Below are 15,006 nucleotides of genomic sequence, written 5' to 3' on the forward strand. Positions count from 1 at the left end.
AACGATCCCAAGAAAATTAACGGAGACATTGCTCATGCAGAATGCCCAGCCAGCCGGCGCACCAGCGCCTACCTTCGCGGCGGCGCGCCAACCGGGGCGCGCATCGGCCAACCGTGTCATCGCCATCGACCTGCTGCGCGGGCTGGCGGTCATCGGCATGATATTAGTGGCCTACGCCGGCGACTGGGAACATCGCTTTAACGTCCTCAACCACGCCAGCTGGCGAGGCTTTGCACTGGCCGACATGATCTTCCCCAGCTTCCTGTTCTGCGCCGGCGCCGCCATGCCGTACGCCCTGCTCCCGCGCGTCCAGGCTCAGCCGGCCCGTGCGGTGCTGGCCTACCTGGCCCGCCGCAGCGCCGCCCTGTTCCTGTTGGGCCTGTTGCTCAACCTGCTGCCCTACTTCGACTTCGCCCACGTGCGCGTGATGGGCATCTTGCAGCGCATCGGCATCTGTTACTTTGCCGCCGGCCTGCTGGTGCTGGCACTCAGCCAGCGCAGCGCGACAGCATTCCAGCTGCGCCCGCCCCGCGTGATCGGCGCCATCGCCGTGCTGTCCTTCGGCTACGGCGGGCTGCTGTTGGCATGGGATGCCCCCGACTGCGGCCGCGCCTGCTTTGATTCGCTGCATTCCCTGCCCGCCTTGATCGACCGCGCAGTGATCGGCGTCCACCACATGTGGCCCTACGGCCTGACTGACGGTGCAGTGACCTACGAGCCGGAAGGCCTGCTCTCCACCTTGGGCGCACTCATCAACATGCTGGTCGGTCTGGCTGCCGGACTCGTGCTGCGCGCCGGCACTTCGCGCACCACGCTGCTGACACTGGCCGCCATCGGCGCGGCGCTGCTGCTCGCTGGCTTCGCCCTCGATCCTGTGCTGCCGCTGGTGAAGAAAATCTGGACGCCGAGCTTTGCCCTGATGTCCTCCGGCTTTTCGCTGCTGGCCGTGATAGCGCTGTGGCCGCTGCGCGGCGGCGCGCCGGTGCTGGCTTTCGGCGCCAATGCCACACTGGCCTTCATCGGCATCAGCCTGATGGACTGCGTACTGCAACTGCCGCTGCGTCCCGCCGCTCCGGCCAGCTACCACGACTACTTTGCCCGCCTGCTGGGCGGCATCCTGAGCGACGCGCGCGCGGCTTCCGCAACTTACTCTGCCGCGCTGGTCATCCTGCTGGGCGCAGCATTGTGCCTGCTGTACAGGAAAAAGATCTTCCTGCGACTTTAATCAAGTAGCGACGCACGGACATGCCGACAATGGATGGTTTCAGGGAGGCCCGCATGACCATCCAAAATTGGCCGCAAGAAAAACGCCCGCGCGAACGCCTGATTCGCGAAGGCGCGCACGCTTTATCGGACGCCGAACTGCTGGCGATCTTCCTGCGCACCGGCGTCATGGGCAAGGATGCGGTCCAGCTGGGGCGCGACATGGTGCACCATTTTGGCTCGCTGCAAAAACTGTTTGCCGCCACCCTGCCGGAATTCACCGCCGTGAAAGGACTGGGTCCCGCCAAGTTCACCCAGCTGCAGGCGGTGATGGAGCTGGCCCGGCGCGCCATCCTGGAGGAATTGCAGGCCGGCTCCATGCTCAGCTCGCCCCGCGCGGTGAAGGAATACCTGGGCGCGGCCTTTGCCGGCAAGTCCTTCGAATCGTTCCACGTATTGTTCCTCGACGTGAAAAACCGCCTGATCGACGCCAAGGAACTGTTTCGCGGCACCCTCACCCACACCTCGGTCTACCCGCGCGAAGTGGTGAGAGAAGCGCTGGCGCGCAACGCCGCCAGCGTGATGCTGGCCCACAACCACCCGTCCGGCACGCCCGAGCCCAGCGAGTCGGATCTGGTGCTGACCAGGGCGCTGATGCAGGCGCTGGCACTGGTCGATATCCGCATCCTCGACCATTTTGTGGTGGCCGGGCACCAAATCCACTCCTTTGCCGAGCATGGGCAACTCTAGGTTTACCCCTATGCGCTCAAGGGTTTACGAGCGAATTCACAATTGTTAAATTTTTCCACACTATCGAGACACAATTGTTTTTCGTAAGTGATTGAAAAAGCTGATTTTTTTCGATATACTCTTGTTTTTCCAATTTTGGAATGTCTTTTAAGGAGTGCGTTATGGCACGTGTTTGCCAAGTAACTGGGAAGAAGCCGATGGTCGGCAACAACGTTTCCCACGCAAACAACAAAACCAAACGTCGTTTCCTGCCTAACCTGCAGAACCGTCGTATTTTTGTTGAATCTGAAAACCGCTGGGTCTCCCTGCGTCTGTCCAACGCTGGTCTGCGTGTAATCGACAAGGTCGGCATCGATGCCGTTCTGGCCGATATGCGCGCCCGTGGCGAAAAAGTCTAAATAGGGAGCTATCATGGCAAAAACTGGCCGCGACAAAATCAAGCTGGAATCGACCGCTGGTACTGGTCACTTCTACACCACGACCAAAAACAAGCGCACCATGCCTGCGAAAATGGAGATCACCAAGTTTGATCCTAAAGCTCGCAAGCACGTGATCTACAAAGAAACCAAGATCAAGTAATTCGATCTTCGCTTCTCTGAAAAAAAGCCACTCATCGAGTGGCTTTTTTTTATGGTGCTGCGGTTTGCGCGTCGGCGTCGGTCAGGGTGCGCAGGAAAGCGACGATGTCCTGCACGTCCGCCTCGTCCAGCGCCGCCTTGTCGCCGGGCTTGCGGTCCATCGGCGCGGTCAGGCGGTCGACGTTGTTGCGCCAGGCTGGCGGCAGGTCGTCGTAGCGGCCGCGTGGATACCAGCGTCCCGGCTTGAGGTCGCGCTCGGCATAGAAGCGCACCGCGTCGGCCAGGTTGTCGAACACGCCGTTGTGCATGAACACGCGGCGGGTCGCCACGTTGCGCAGGCTCGGCGTCTTGAAACCGCCGCAGTATTTCTCATCCACAGCAGCGGGCGTCTTGCGCTGCGGGCCGCACAGGCCAACGTCGAAGAACGCCGGGTCGGCATTCACGGCCAGCTTGCGGTTGCGCGGCACGCCAAGGACGGCAAACGAGTAATCGGTGAACAGCGGCGCCGCACCATTCGCTCCAGGCGAGGCGATGTGGCACGAGGCGCAATTGCCTTTGGCCGGATCGGCAAACAGCTGCAAGCCGCGTTGCTCCTGCTGGCTCAGCTGCGCCTGCCCTTTCAGCACCTGGTCGAACTTGCTGCTGTAAGGCGCGAAGCTGGGGTCGTCCAGCTGGAAGCGTTCCAGCGCCAGCGTCAGTGCGTCCACCGCCCGGCCGTCATCCGCCAGCGCAGCGGCGCCGAACAAGCGCGTGAATTCAGGTGCGTAGGCGGCCTTGCGCAGCCTGGCGGCCAGCGAGGCATCGTCGCGGTTGGCCATTTCCGCCGGATCGAACAACGGTCCGCGCGCCTGTTCGTGCAAGGTGTCGAAACGGCCGTCACGGGTGAAGCCGCCGGTCGGCACGGAGTCGACTTCGATTTCACGCTCGATCGGATCGCGCTGGTGTTCCTTGAACCAGCGCGGCGTGCGCGGCAGCACGTAGCGCAGCGACGGCACGGCGCGCAGTCCCTGCCGGTCCATGCCCGCGCCGCCCGGCTGCACCGCCAGCCCATCCGGCGGGCCGTAGGCATGCGCCGGGCTGTGACAAGTAGCGCACGACTGGCGGCCCGACGCGGACAGCGATGCGTCGAAAAACATCTGGCGGCCCAAGGCCGCCAGCGCCTGCTTCGGCGCCGGCGCAGGCGCGCGGTCGCAGCCAACCATAAAAAATGCCGCGCACAGCGCGGCAACTACATTAGTTCGTGAAAATGTCATCGCCAAAAGATGCCAGGCCAGATTGGTTCGCGTAGCCGAGGTATTCCTTGATCTTGAAGATCTGCTCAATGCTCTTCAGCAGCGAGTAATGGTTGTAGCCGGTGTTGCTGACCGTGCCAGGCTTGATGAACGGCGACAGCAGCACTGCGCCGGTACGGCCGCCGCCCGGCGCCGGGAAGCTCAGGTCGTACTGCATGGTGGCCGAGACCGGGAAGGTCAGCGTCAGCGGGTATTTGACGTTCGGGCCGGCCTGCTGGTTGCAGCAAGCTTCTGCCGAGTTGTAGCTGACCACGATGTGCTGCTTGCCGGTCGAGTCCACGGTCACGCTTTGGCCAGCGGTTGCGCCACCTTCGTCGAAGTTGATGATCAGCAGACCATCCTTTTTGTAGGCTTCCGATGCCAGAATCTTCGGCACCCACACTTTCAGGAATTCATCCGCCGTTTTCAGGCCACCAGGCAGGCCGTTGATGCAGCCCTTGCCGGCTGCGCCGGTACCGTCGCCATCGTGGCCGTCGTTGCAGACGTTAGGGGTGATGAACACGAAGTTCGGCGTGCTTTCCACCTTGGCCAGATCGCCTTCCAGTTTGTCCAGCGATACCACGTTGGTCTGGCACTCCGGCGAATCGATAATCGAGTGGAAGTACACGAACGGATTATGACGGGCGGCGTACTGGTCGCCCTTCGGCACGGCGGCGCTAGGTGCCAGCTGGTGATTGGTCTGGTCGGTGGCGCCGATGGCTGGATGGCCGCAGGTCGCGCTTTCGCGGGTTGGGTCGTTGCCCATGTCTTCCATATAGCCACGCCAGGTCAGGCCGGCGGTTTTCAGCTGGTCCGGCAGGGTTTTGACGCTGGCCGGATAGACGCAGCCATCGCCGATCGGCAAGCCTTCGGCGCTGGTGCCGGTCTGCACGAAATCGGTGTAGGTGGTGCAGTCAGCCGCGCTCGACGGCGTGACCGGCTGGCCGCTGATCATGGCGATGTAGTTGGTCAGGCTGGCGTGGCCGGTGCCGTAGTACTGGGTCAGCAGCGCGCCCATCGTTGGCAGCGTCTTTTGCAAGTAAGGATTTTGGGTGCTGTTGACGAAGGTGTCGTTGTAGTCCTTGTTTTCCAGCGTGATGACAAACACGTGCTTGACACGCTGCGCGCCGGTATCAACCTTGTCGCTGCTACCACAGGCAGCCAGCACGGTCGACAGCGCCGCAAGGCTGGCGACGGCTGCCCATTTGAAGTTCAATCCCAATTTCATTTTTGTCCCGTTACAGGTAAAGAGGAGCCGACAGTCTAGGGATCCTTTATTACCTGTACATGACAGAAACAAAATCGATATTACTCAAAGTTATTATAGTTGAAGTTTGCGCGCTTGTAGGGCGAAAAAAAATCCCGCCGCAGCGGGATTTCATTTTTATGCGCTTTTTAAGCGTAGCTACGCAGTCGCAGCGAGAACTCTTGCAGGGACTGGATGCCCGACGCTTCCGCGCGGTTGCACCAGTCTTGCAGCTTATGCAGCAGCTGGTCGCGAGTGAAGTGCGAACGCTCCCAGATCACGCCCAGTTCCACGCGCATATTGTGCATGGTTTCCAGCGCTTTGCTGTGCTGGAACAGTTCCGACAGCTGCTGCTGTTGCGGCGCTTCCAGCTTGCCCGGCTCGCGCTGCAGCAGCTTACGCGACGACTTCAGGAAGCGCGATTCCAGCTCGGCCTTGTGCTTCAGGTGCTCCAGCTCTTCTTTCCACGCCTGCTTGACCGACTTGGCGTACTTGGCCATCACGTCGTAACGATTGGCGATCACCGATTGCAGGGTGTCGAAGTCGGCTTCCAGCTTGTCCTTGGCGAACTTCGGCTCCGGCGCCAGTTTCTTCACCTTGGCCAGGCCCAGCACTTCCAGCGTGCGGATGTAGCCCCAGCCGATGTCGAACTCATACCATTTCGACGACAGCTTGGCCGAGGTCGCAAAGGTGTGGTGATTGTTGTGCAGCTCTTCGCCGCCGATCAGCAGGCCCAGCGGGATGATGTTGGTGGCCGCGTCCGAGCAATCGTAGTTGCGGTAGCCCCAGTAGTGGCCGATGCCGTTGATGATGCCGGCCGCCGTCACCGGGATCCACATCATTTGCACTGCCCACACGGTGATGCCGATCACGCCGAACAGCGCGAAGTTGATGACCAGCAGCGACGCCACGCCCATCGCGCTATGGCGGGTGTAGACGTTACGCTCCATCCAGTCATCGGGCGTGCCGTGACCGTACTTTTCCATCGTTTCCTTGTTCTTGGACTCGGCGCGATACAGTTCGGCGCCTTCCCAGAACACTTTCTTGATGCCGCGGGTGACCGGGCTATGCGGATCTTCCTCGGTGTCGCACTTGGCGTGGTGCTTGCGGTGGATCGAGGCCCACTCCTTGGTCACCTGGCCGGTGGTCAGCCACAGCCAGAAGCGGAAGAAATGGCTGACGATAGGATGCAGGTCCAGCGCGCGGTGCGCCTGGCAACGATGCAGGTAAATCGTCACACTGGCGATGGTGATGTGGGTCACGGCCATCGTATAGAAGAAAACTTCCCAGGCGCTGAAACGGGTAATGCCGTTCGACAGGAAATCCAATACTGCGTATAAACTCATTACTACTCCAACCAAGATTGTGTTTTTAACAGGCGTAACACGCCCGCCTTGTCCGTCTTTTGGACGATATTGTACGACGATTTTCTTCGGATCACTGACTATTCCTTAGGCACGATCGTACTTTCTTGTCCGGCCAAGGGCGCGGGCACCGGACCGAGGATGCGCATTTCCCGTTGCGGGAATGGCACAGAGATGTTGTTCTCCTTGAGCGCACGCCAGATCGCACGGTTGACGTCGGAGGTGACGCCGCCGCGTCCATTCTCCGGATCGTTGATCCAGAAGTTGACGGTCAGATCGAGCCCATCGGCGCCAAAGGTGGTCAGGTTGACCGATGGCGCCGGGTCTTTCAGCACCCGCTCCACCGTCTGCGCGGCGTCGGCCAGCAGCTGGATCACGACATCGACATCGGTATCGTAAGCCACCGACACCTTGGTCGACAGATTCACCCGGCTGTTGGTCAACGAGGAATTCTGCACTGCGCCCGACACCAGCATTTCATTCGGCACGATGGACTCCATGCCATCCAGCCCTTGCAGCACGGTGTAGCGGGTGTTGATCTGCGTGACCTTGCCGCTGTACTTGTCGACCGTGATCATGTCGCCGATGGTTAGCGAGCGGTCCAGCAGGATCACGAAGCCGGACACATAGTTGCTGGCGATCTTCTGCAAGCCAAGCCCCAGGCCCACGCCCAGCGCACCGCCGAACACCGACAGCACGGTGAGGTCGATCCCCACCAGCGACAGGCTCATCAGCACAGCCACCAGGATCAGCACCGCGCGCGCCGTGCGCGACACCACCACCCGCAGGTTGGTGTGCATGCCCTGCACTTTCATCAGCCATTCTTCCAGCGCGGCGCCGGCCCACAGCGCCAGCATCAGCAGCACGATCACCGAGGCGGTCGCTTGCAGGATGTCGGCGATCGATACCTTGTACTTACCGATCGGCAGCACGGTGTCTTCCATGAAGGCGAACACGTCCACCCACAGGCCGGTGATGTACAGCACGAAGGCCAGCCACACCAGCAGCTGGAATACTTTCTCGAACGCCAGCATGGTGGCGCTGATGGTGCGGCCATTGCGCGCGAACACGCGGCGCAGCAGGTAGAAGGTGAAGCGGATCACCGCCAGCGAACCGAAGATCGGCATCGCGATCTTGATCCAGTTGACGTGATAAAAGTGGTAGCGCGCCAGGATCACGCGCGACAAGGCCAGCAGGCAGATCACCGCCAGCGGCGCCATTACGCGGCCGAAACTCTCGACGCCGAAGCCCAGCACGCCCGTATGCCCATCCTGCCGGCCGAAGCGCTTCTTCAGCAGCCGCGCCAGCCCGAAGCCGATCACCACGGAAACGACGATGGCGGCCAGCTGCCACAGCAGGCTGGGGTCGTGCAGGTCGCCGGTCAGGTCTTCGATCAGGTTGAGCAGGGGCTGTTGTTGCGGCATCGTGTACGGAGTTGAGTGATTGAGGTGTGTAGCTTAACGTAAAACAGGCCGGGATCGCCGGCCTGTTGGATTACTCTTCTTCTGCTTCTTCCTTGGCCTTCTTGGCCATCGGTTTGCGCTCGAACACGGCGGCGAAGAAACCGTCGGTCTGGTGCACGTGCGGCAACAGCTTCAGGTAGTCGCCCATTTCCAGATCGATCTTTTGCTCGGCCAGCGCCTTGCTCATCGGGACCAGCTCGAAGTCCGGATGGGTTTCCAGGAATTGCTTGGCGATGAAGTCGTTCTCGTCATCGAGCACCGAGCAAGTGGCGTAGACCAGGCGGCCGCCGCCCTTGACCAGGCGCGCCGCGCCGGCCAGGATGGCGGCCTGCTTGACCTGCAGTTCGCCGATGGCGTCCGGCTTCTGGCGCCATTTCACGTCCGGATTGCGGCGCAGGGTGCCCAGGCCCGAGCACGGCGCATCGACCAGCACGCGGTCGATCTTGCCGGCCAGACGCTTGATCTTGGCGTCGCGCTCGTGCGCGATCACCACTGGATGCACATTCGACAGGCCGGAACGCGCCAGGCGCGGCTTCAGCTTGGTCAGGCGCTTCTCGGAAACATCGAACGCATACAGGCGGCCGGTGTTGCGCATGGTTGCGCCCAGCGACAGCGTCTTGCCACCGGCGCCGGCGCAGAAGTCCACCACCATCTCGCCGCGCTTGGCGGCCACCAGGGCCGACAGGATCTGGCTGCCCTCGTCCTGCACCTCGATGTGGCCGTCCTTGAACAGCGGCAGGTTTTGCAGCTGCGGCTTGGTCAGGATGCGCAGGCCTTGCGGCGCGAACGGAGTCGGCTCGGCCTTGATCGGCGCTTCGGCCAGCTTGGCGATGACTTCCTCGCGGTTGGCTTTCAGCGTGTTGACGCGCAGGTCCAGCGGCGCCGGGCGGTTCATGCCGTCGGCCAGCGCCAGCGTCTGTTCCTCGCCCATTTGCTCGACCAGCTTGTCGAACAGCCATTTCGGCATGTTCGAGCGGCTCGACTTGTGCATCAGCGCGCGGTCGATGCCCATGATGCGGGTCACCCACTCGGCTTCCTCTTCCGTCACGCCGCCCAGCGCTTCCAGGCCCACCGCGTCGGCCATGCCCAGCAGCGTCAAACGACGCATGGTGGCGCCGCCGCCGGCTTCCGAGAAGTCGGTGTAGAAGTTCTTATTGCGCAGCACGTTGTACACGGACTCGGCAATGGCGCCGCGCTCGCGGCCGCCCAAACGCGGGTGATCTTTGAAATAGCGCGACAGGGTGGTGTCGGCTGGCGCGGCAAAGCGCAAAATCTCGCGCAACACTTCTTCGGCGTTGGCGAGTATCGCTGGAGGCAATCTCATGGAATTCCTTGGTTAGTTTTTACTGACTGTGGTCCACCTGGACCGCGCCCTGCGCTAGTGACAACCTGCCCTCTACAAACCAGCGCACCGCGCGTGGGTAAATGACATGTTCCTGTTCCAGCACGCGGGCCGACAGGGTTTCGACCGTATCGTCCGGCAGCACAGGCACGGACGCCTGCAGCACCATCGGCCCGTGATCGAGTTCGGCCGTTACGAAATGCACCGTGGCGCCATGTTCCTGCACGCCGGCGGCCAGCGCCTGCGCATGCGTCGCCAGGCCCGGGAACAGCGGCAGCAGCGACGGGTGAATATTGAGCATGCGTCCGGCGTAGTGCGTGACGAACGGCTCGGTCAGGATGCGCATGAAACCGGCCAGCACCACCAGATCCGGCTCAAAGCCATCGATCACGGTTTGCAGGGCGGCGTCGAATTCGGCGCGGCTGGCGTAATCCTTATTGGCCACCACCGCAGTGGCGATCCCGTGCTCGGCGGCAAACGCCAGGCCAAGCGCATCCGCGCGGTTGCTGATGACGGCCGCAATGCGTGCCGGCCAGCCCTCGGACTGGTGCGCACGCACGATGGCTTCCATGTTGCTGCCGCGACCGGAAATAAGGATGACGATGTTTTTCATAACCCGGCATTGTACCCCGTCCACAGGCACAGGGCCACTCTTAAGGCAAGAAATGTTGCGATGCAGCAGGCGTTGAGCGGCCCGCTCCAACGCGGGCGCACGGCGGCGCGGGCTTACTCGAAGGAGTAAAACACCCGGAATGGCACTTTTCTGTCGGCCCAGTAATCGGCAGCGTCGCGGAAGACGTCCAGCAGGGTTTCCCTTGCTTCCTTGTCAAATTTTTGGGCATTCGGCAATTGTTCCAGCACGATCAGGAACCCGGTTTGCGTGCCAGCCTTGGACATGGTTTCGGTCAGCGTTTCACGCAGCCCGTCGAAATTCTTGCCCACACCTTTGGGGAACTGGAACGCTTCCGAGATCAGGCTCAGTACTTGCTGCTTGGTCACCCCGGTATTCGGGTGCGCATACAGGAAGTGCTGGCCCAGCCGGGCCGCCTCCTCCTGCAGCTCGGTCACGCGGAAAGCACGGATCGATTGCACGAGGTTGGGCGGCACGCTCATCAGCAAGCTCGTGTTCCCCTCAATTTGACCTGGTATGTACGGAGTGTCCACTTTATTACTGTCGGGAGTGCCTAACTTGTGTATTAAAGAGTAAATAATTTGAGCACCTGTCCACTAAACATGGCCAGCAGGTCGGCGCCAGCCATCAATCCCATACGCATGTTAGGGTAACGTGTTGTTCCTTCCAGATCAACACGTATGTGATGTCTAACGCAATATTTGTTAAAAACAGAAGATTTTTGAAGGTTTTAAGGGTGAAATCGGCACAATTCGCCCTCAAGCTCCGCTTGCCCCGCTGTTACAATTTGTTGCCACAGATACCTGCCGGCCACTAGCCGGGGTGCTGCTGCGGGATTACCATACGAAGCATGCACTATCAGCATTGGACTGATAGCCACCCTGAACCAAATCGAGGTAACCCATGAACTTGCAAGCCAAACTGATCGCCTCGGCCCTGTGCCTGAGCGCCCTGCCTTTCGCCCAAGCTGCTGATTTCGAAGACTACGGCCGCGTCGTGCGCGTGACGCCGCAAGTGGAACAGATCAACCGTCCGCGCCAGGAATGCCGTACCGAATACGTGCAAGTCCAGCAGCCGGCGCCGGAGCGCGGCGTGGGCGGCGCCATCCTGGGCGGCATCGTCGGCGGTCTGGCCGGTAACCAGGTCGGCGGCGGCAGCGGCCGTTCGGTTGCCACCGCAGCAGGCGCCATCGCCGGCGCGCTGGTAGGCGACCGCGTCGACAACGCCAACACCCCGAACCAGGGCGGCGTGCAGGAACAAGCCGTGAAACAGTGCCGCACCGTCGACCACTGGGAATCGCGCACCTCGGGCTACGAAGTGACCTACGACTACCGTGGCCGCAACTACACCAGCGTGATGTCCTACGATCCGGGCGAGCGCGTGCGCCTGCGCGTGGTGGTCGAACCGATGCAGCGTTGATCTGCATCAGCCCCCTTGCAATGCCGGCCTTGCGCCGGCATTGTTGTTTTCAGATAATGCCGTTTCATCCCCAGCCGCCCTTCCCAATGTTAATCAAACGTAAATCCATCGAAAAAGTCGAATCTTCGCGCCCGGCCGCCCAAGCAAAAGCGCCGGCACCGGCCAAGGTGCGCAAGCCCAAGTATGCGCCGGTGACCTTGTCGGAATTCGATGGCGTGCGTTACCTGCATTTCGGCACCGAGTGGGTACAGGGCGCGATGCGCATCCGCAAGCCGAACTGGCCAGAGCTCGAATACGCGCAGCAAATGATGGCGTGGATGCTGTGGCAGGCCGAGCCGCGCCGCATCGCCCAGCTGGGCCTCGGCACGGCGGCGCTGACCAAGTTCTGCTACGCCACCTTCCCGCAGGCGCAAGTCACCGCCATCGAGCTCAATCCATCGGTGATCACCATCTGCGAAACCATGTTCAAGCTGCCGCCCAACGACGAGCGCCTGCAAGTGCTGGAGCAAGATGCGCTGGACTTCGTCAACGACAAGGCCAACTTCAACACGCTCGATGCGCTGCAGGTCGACCTGTACGACGCCACCGCGCGCGGCCCGGTGCTGGACACGCCGGAGTTCTACCAGTCCTGCAACGCCTGCCTCAGCGACGACGGCATCATGACGGTCAACCTGTTCGGCGACCACCCGAGCTATGCGCGCAACCTCAAGGCCATCAAGTTCGCCTTTGCGCAGGTGATTTGCCTGCCGCAGGTACATGATGGTAACGTGGTCGCGATCGCCTTCAAGCGCAAGCGCGAGATCGACCTGCCGGCGCTGACGGCGCGGGCGACGCAGATCGTCGCCGAGACCAAGCTGCCGGCCAAGAGCTGGGTCAAAGGCATCACGGCGAAATAAGTTTTCCTGAAAGGTTGGCCGCACAATGACACAGCTTGACCTGCAACAGATTTACACATGGCTGCTGGCCGACGGCATGGTGCGCAAGGCCCAGGTCAAGGAGCTGTACGCGCAAAGCCAGGGCATCCTCAAGAACACCAGCGGCTATATGCATCCCTTGTGCGCGGTGGCGCACGCCAAGCTGCTGTCGGCCAAGCCGCCGCACAAGCTGCTCACGCTCGATGCGCTGTGCGAATGGCTGGCGCAGCGCGCCGAACTGCCCTTCATCCGCATCGACCCGCTGAAGATCGATTTCACCAAGGTGGCGGACGTGATGTCGGCCGCCTACGCGGCACGCTTCAACATCCTGCCGGTGGAACTGACCGCCGATACGCTGGTGGTGGCGGTGGCCGATCCCTACGCCAACGAATGGGAAGCCGAGATCGCGAAGATCTCGCGCCGTGTGGTGCGCCGCGTGATCGCCAATCCGCTCGATATCGCGCAGTACATCTCGCAATTCTTCAGCCTGGCCAAGTCGATCAAGAAGGCCAACAAGTCCAACGGCAACGACCTCACGCTGCGCAACAACTTCGAGCAGCTGGTGGAGCTGGGCAAGAACAACAAGCAGGTCGACGCCAACGACCAGCACATCATCAACATCGTCGACTGGCTGTGGCAGTACGCGTTCGAGCAGCGCGCTTCCGACATCCACCTCGAGCCCAAGCGCGACATGGCGGCGATCCGCTTCCGCATCGACGGCGTGCTGCACCAGGTCTACCAGGTACCGGCGGTGGTGATGATCGCCATGACCGCGCGCATCAAGCTGCTGGGCCGCATGGACGTGATCGAGAAGCGCCGCCCGCAGGACGGCCGCATCAAGACCCGCACCGCCGGCGGCCAGGAAGTCGAGCTGCGCCTGTCCACCCTGCCGACCGCCTTCGGCGAAAAGCTGGTGATGCGCATCTTCGATCCCGACGTGGTGGTGAAGACCCTGCCGGAACTGGGCTTCCCGCCCGAGGACGCGCAGCGCTGGGATGCCCTGACCCAGCGCCCGCACGGCATCATCCTGGTCACCGGGCCGACCGGCTCGGGCAAGACCACCACGCTGTACACCACGCTGAAAGCGCTGGCCACCTCCGAGGTCAACGTCTGCACCGTGGAAGATCCGATCGAGATGGTGGAGCCGGCCTTCAACCAGATGCAGGTCCAGCCCGGCATCGAGCTGTCGTTTGCCGACGGCGTGCGCGCGCTGATGCGGCAAGACCCGGACATCATCATGGTCGGCGAGATCCGCGACCTGGCCACCGCCGAGATGGCGATCCAGGCCGCGCTGACCGGCCACCTGGTGCTGTCCACGCTGCACACCAACGACGCGCCGTCGGCCGTGATGCGCCTGCTGGAACTGGGCGTGCCCTACTACCTGCTGGAAGCGACGCTGATCGGCATCATGGCGCAGCGCCTGGTGCGCACGCTGTGCGAAGACTGCAAGGCCGCAGGCGGCGAACTGAGCGACGAAATCTGGCACAGCCTGGCGGGCGAATGGAAGCTGCCCAAGCCGGCAACGATCTACAAGCCGGTCGGCTGTCCCGAATGCCGCCAGACCGGCTATCGCGGCCGCACCGGCCTTTACGAACTGCTGACCGTGAGCGAAGCCTTCAGTTCGCAGGTGCGCGAGGAAACCGACATCCAGGCCCTGCGCCGGCAGAGCGTGGCCGACGGCATGAAACCGCTGCGCATCGCCGGCGCGCTCAAAATCGAAGAAGGCGTGACCACCGCCGACGAAGTGCTGAAAGTAACGGCCGCATTGGGAATCAAATAAAAAGCCCTTTGCATTTTCCGGCAACCAGTCTATAATACGGCCTCTTTCGGGGGTCGTTAGCTCAGCTGGTAGAGCAGCGGACTTTTAATCCGTTGGTCGCAGGTTCGAATCCCGCACGGCCTACCACCGAATTCCTAAAAAAGCTTCCAACCGGAAGCTTTTTTTTCGCCCATCATCCGTGTAAGCTAGGTGCAAAGAGCGCGAGGCGCCGGATTCTTTGGGGATGATATGACGGCTGGGCATGGCAAATGGAAACGGCTGCTGCTGGCAGCCTGCTGGATTCCTTTGCTGGCCGCCGCCGGGCCATCATCATCGCCAACGCTGCTGCGTACCGCCGCACAGGAAGGCACCGAACCCAAATTCATGGCCGCAGGAAAGAACCACATTGTCGGCCTGTGCATCGATATCATGCGCGCCATCGAGCAACTCGATCCCGGCCTGCGCTTCGTCGGCGACCAGAAATGGAAGCCGCTGATCCGCGCCTATTCCGAGCTCGAAACTGGCATCGAGGATGTGCAGTGCGCAGTCCAGCGCACTGCCGAACGCGAAAAGCGCTTCAACTTCATCGGCCCGGCGCTGTTCAGCATCGAATACCATTTCCTCGTGCGCAGCAACGACCCCATTGAAATCCACTCGTGGGACGACGTGCGCAAGCTGGCGCCCAATGGCGTGGTGCTGGTCAACCGTGGCTTCGCCGCCGGCGACATCCTGGCGGCGATGGGCGGCATCGAAGTCGACGCCAGCTCTACCCATCAGGAGCTGAATCTGCAAAAATTGATAGCCGGACGTGGCCGCCTGTATTTCCATCGCGGCCCCGGCCTGCAAAAGCTGCTCGAGCGGACCGACACCACCAGCAAGGTGAAGATCCTGCCGCAGGTGATGTACAGCGCCAAGCTGTATTTCGCCACCAACAAGCAGCTGGATGGCAAGATTGCCGATCGCGTCGCCGGCGCGCTGTTCACACTGGAGAAAAAAGGGGACTTGGAAAGGCTGATGCGCAAATGGGACTAAACCTGCCACCTCGGTTGCAAGCGTTGCTGCTCTG

At 61.7% G+C, this 15,006-nt stretch carries 15 protein-coding genes and 1 tRNA gene; 9 read left to right on the forward strand and 7 right to left on the reverse strand.

Annotated elements, in window-relative coordinates; genetic code table 11:
• The first annotated feature begins 34 nt into the window (after positions 1-34).
• The 4 genes from BMZ70_RS13305 (at position 35) to rpmG (ending at position 2,532) form a co-directional block, all read left to right on the forward strand.
• Positions 35-1,225 carry an acyltransferase family protein gene (locus BMZ70_RS13305; RefSeq protein ID WP_165403476.1) on the forward strand — a complete coding sequence of 397 codons (1,191 nt, stop codon included), beginning with the start codon at positions 35-37 and terminating at the stop codon, positions 1,223-1,225.
• Positions 1,226-1,278: 53 nt separating this feature from the next.
• Positions 1,279-1,953, forward strand: coding sequence for a RadC family protein (gene radC / locus BMZ70_RS13310; protein WP_092274853.1), 675 nt, complete (start codon positions 1,279-1,281; stop codon positions 1,951-1,953).
• A 161-nt stretch (positions 1,954-2,114) separates the two neighbouring features.
• Positions 2,115-2,351 (forward strand): 50S ribosomal protein L28, encoded by a 237-nt coding sequence (gene rpmB, locus BMZ70_RS13315; RefSeq protein WP_008451488.1) that lies wholly within the window; start codon positions 2,115-2,117, stop codon positions 2,349-2,351.
• 13 nt (positions 2,352-2,364) lie between these two features.
• Entirely contained in the window at positions 2,365-2,532 is a 168-nt protein-coding gene (rpmG, locus tag BMZ70_RS13320; protein WP_005665735.1) for a 50S ribosomal protein L33, read from the forward strand.
• Between the two features lie 49 nt (positions 2,533-2,581).
• Here rpmG and BMZ70_RS13325 read toward each other — a convergent pair whose 3' ends face one another.
• From BMZ70_RS13325 to BMZ70_RS13355, 7 genes are all read right to left on the reverse strand, one after another.
• A complete protein-coding gene (locus BMZ70_RS13325; protein WP_229205395.1) occupies positions 2,582-3,733 on the reverse strand; it encodes a cytochrome-c peroxidase in 1,152 nt (383 codons plus the stop codon).
• A gap of 31 nt (positions 3,734-3,764) precedes the next feature.
• A complete protein-coding gene (locus BMZ70_RS13330; RefSeq protein WP_092274859.1) occupies positions 3,765-5,030 on the reverse strand; it encodes an alkaline phosphatase family protein in 1,266 nt (421 codons plus the stop codon).
• A 167-nt stretch (positions 5,031-5,197) separates the two neighbouring features.
• Positions 5,198-6,394 (reverse strand): DesA family fatty acid desaturase, encoded by a 1,197-nt coding sequence (locus tag BMZ70_RS13335; protein ID WP_092274861.1) that lies wholly within the window; start codon positions 6,392-6,394, stop codon positions 5,198-5,200.
• A gap of 98 nt (positions 6,395-6,492) precedes the next feature.
• Complete coding sequence (locus BMZ70_RS13340; RefSeq protein WP_092274864.1) at positions 6,493-7,836, reverse strand: mechanosensitive ion channel family protein; 1,344 nt, start codon at positions 7,834-7,836, stop codon at positions 6,493-6,495.
• Between the two features lie 70 nt (positions 7,837-7,906).
• Entirely contained in the window at positions 7,907-9,199 is a 1,293-nt protein-coding gene (locus tag BMZ70_RS13345) for an RsmB/NOP family class I SAM-dependent RNA methyltransferase (RefSeq protein ID WP_092274867.1), read from the reverse strand.
• Positions 9,200-9,218: 19 nt separating this feature from the next.
• Positions 9,219-9,830: a phosphoribosylglycinamide formyltransferase gene (purN, locus tag BMZ70_RS13350; RefSeq protein WP_092274870.1), complete on the reverse strand. Its 612-nt coding sequence runs from the start codon at positions 9,828-9,830 to the stop codon at positions 9,219-9,221.
• 113 nt (positions 9,831-9,943) lie between these two features.
• A complete protein-coding gene (locus tag BMZ70_RS13355; protein ID WP_092277823.1) occupies positions 9,944-10,330 on the reverse strand; it encodes a barstar family protein in 387 nt (128 codons plus the stop codon).
• A gap of 421 nt (positions 10,331-10,751) precedes the next feature.
• Between BMZ70_RS13355 and BMZ70_RS13360 the strand changes: the two genes are divergently transcribed.
• From BMZ70_RS13360 to BMZ70_RS13380, 5 genes are all read left to right on the forward strand, one after another.
• Complete coding sequence (locus BMZ70_RS13360; protein ID WP_092274874.1) at positions 10,752-11,267, forward strand: glycine zipper 2TM domain-containing protein; 516 nt, start codon at positions 10,752-10,754, stop codon at positions 11,265-11,267.
• A gap of 86 nt (positions 11,268-11,353) precedes the next feature.
• Positions 11,354-12,163: a spermine/spermidine synthase domain-containing protein gene (locus BMZ70_RS13365; protein ID WP_092274877.1), complete on the forward strand. Its 810-nt coding sequence runs from the start codon at positions 11,354-11,356 to the stop codon at positions 12,161-12,163.
• A 25-nt stretch (positions 12,164-12,188) separates the two neighbouring features.
• Positions 12,189-13,961, forward strand: a complete 1,773-nt coding sequence (locus BMZ70_RS13370; RefSeq protein WP_092274880.1) for a type IV pilus assembly ATPase TfpB — start codon at positions 12,189-12,191, stop codon at positions 13,959-13,961.
• Between the two features lie 50 nt (positions 13,962-14,011).
• Positions 14,012-14,087, forward strand: a tRNA-Lys gene (locus BMZ70_RS13375).
• Positions 14,088-14,189: 102 nt separating this feature from the next.
• Positions 14,190-14,972, forward strand: coding sequence for a substrate-binding periplasmic protein (locus BMZ70_RS13380; protein ID WP_092274883.1), 783 nt, complete (start codon positions 14,190-14,192; stop codon positions 14,970-14,972).
• Positions 14,973-15,006 lie beyond the last annotated feature (34 nt).

It is taken from the genome of Duganella sp. CF402 (genome assembly GCF_900109645.1).
Classification (GTDB): Bacteria; Pseudomonadota; Gammaproteobacteria; order Burkholderiales; family Burkholderiaceae_D; genus Rugamonas.

Bases quoted from the DNA above. Each gene is read 5' to 3' on its own strand.
- BMZ70_RS13330 (WP_092274859.1), bottom strand. From the start codon at position 5,030: ATGAAATTGGGATTGAACTTCAAATGGGCAGCCGTCGCCAGCCTTGCG.
- rpmG (WP_005665735.1), top strand. From the start codon at position 2,365: ATGGCAAAAACTGGCCGCGACAAAATCAAGCTGGAATCGACCGCTGGT.
- BMZ70_RS13370 (WP_092274880.1), top strand. From the start codon at position 12,189: ATGACACAGCTTGACCTGCAACAGATTTACACATGGCTGCTGGCCGAC.
- BMZ70_RS13360 (WP_092274874.1), top strand. From the start codon at position 10,752: ATGAACTTGCAAGCCAAACTGATCGCCTCGGCCCTGTGCCTGAGCGCC.
- radC (WP_092274853.1), top strand. From the start codon at position 1,279: ATGACCATCCAAAATTGGCCGCAAGAAAAACGCCCGCGCGAACGCCTG.
- rpmB (WP_008451488.1), top strand. From the start codon at position 2,115: ATGGCACGTGTTTGCCAAGTAACTGGGAAGAAGCCGATGGTCGGCAAC.
- BMZ70_RS13380 (WP_092274883.1), top strand. From the start codon at position 14,190: ATGACGGCTGGGCATGGCAAATGGAAACGGCTGCTGCTGGCAGCCTGC.
- BMZ70_RS13335 (WP_092274861.1), bottom strand. From the start codon at position 6,394: ATGAGTTTATACGCAGTATTGGATTTCCTGTCGAACGGCATTACCCGT.
- BMZ70_RS13365 (WP_092274877.1), top strand. From the start codon at position 11,354: ATGTTAATCAAACGTAAATCCATCGAAAAAGTCGAATCTTCGCGCCCG.
- BMZ70_RS13355 (WP_092277823.1), bottom strand. From the start codon at position 10,330: ATGAGCGTGCCGCCCAACCTCGTGCAATCGATCCGTGCTTTCCGCGTG.
- BMZ70_RS13345 (WP_092274867.1), bottom strand. From the start codon at position 9,199: ATGAGATTGCCTCCAGCGATACTCGCCAACGCCGAAGAAGTGTTGCGC.
- BMZ70_RS13325 (WP_229205395.1), bottom strand. From the start codon at position 3,733: ATGGTTGGCTGCGACCGCGCGCCTGCGCCGGCGCCGAAGCAGGCGCTG.
- purN (WP_092274870.1), bottom strand. From the start codon at position 9,830: ATGAAAAACATCGTCATCCTTATTTCCGGTCGCGGCAGCAACATGGAA.
- BMZ70_RS13305 (WP_165403476.1), top strand. From the start codon at position 35: ATGCAGAATGCCCAGCCAGCCGGCGCACCAGCGCCTACCTTCGCGGCG.
- BMZ70_RS13340 (WP_092274864.1), bottom strand. From the start codon at position 7,836: ATGCCGCAACAACAGCCCCTGCTCAACCTGATCGAAGACCTGACCGGC.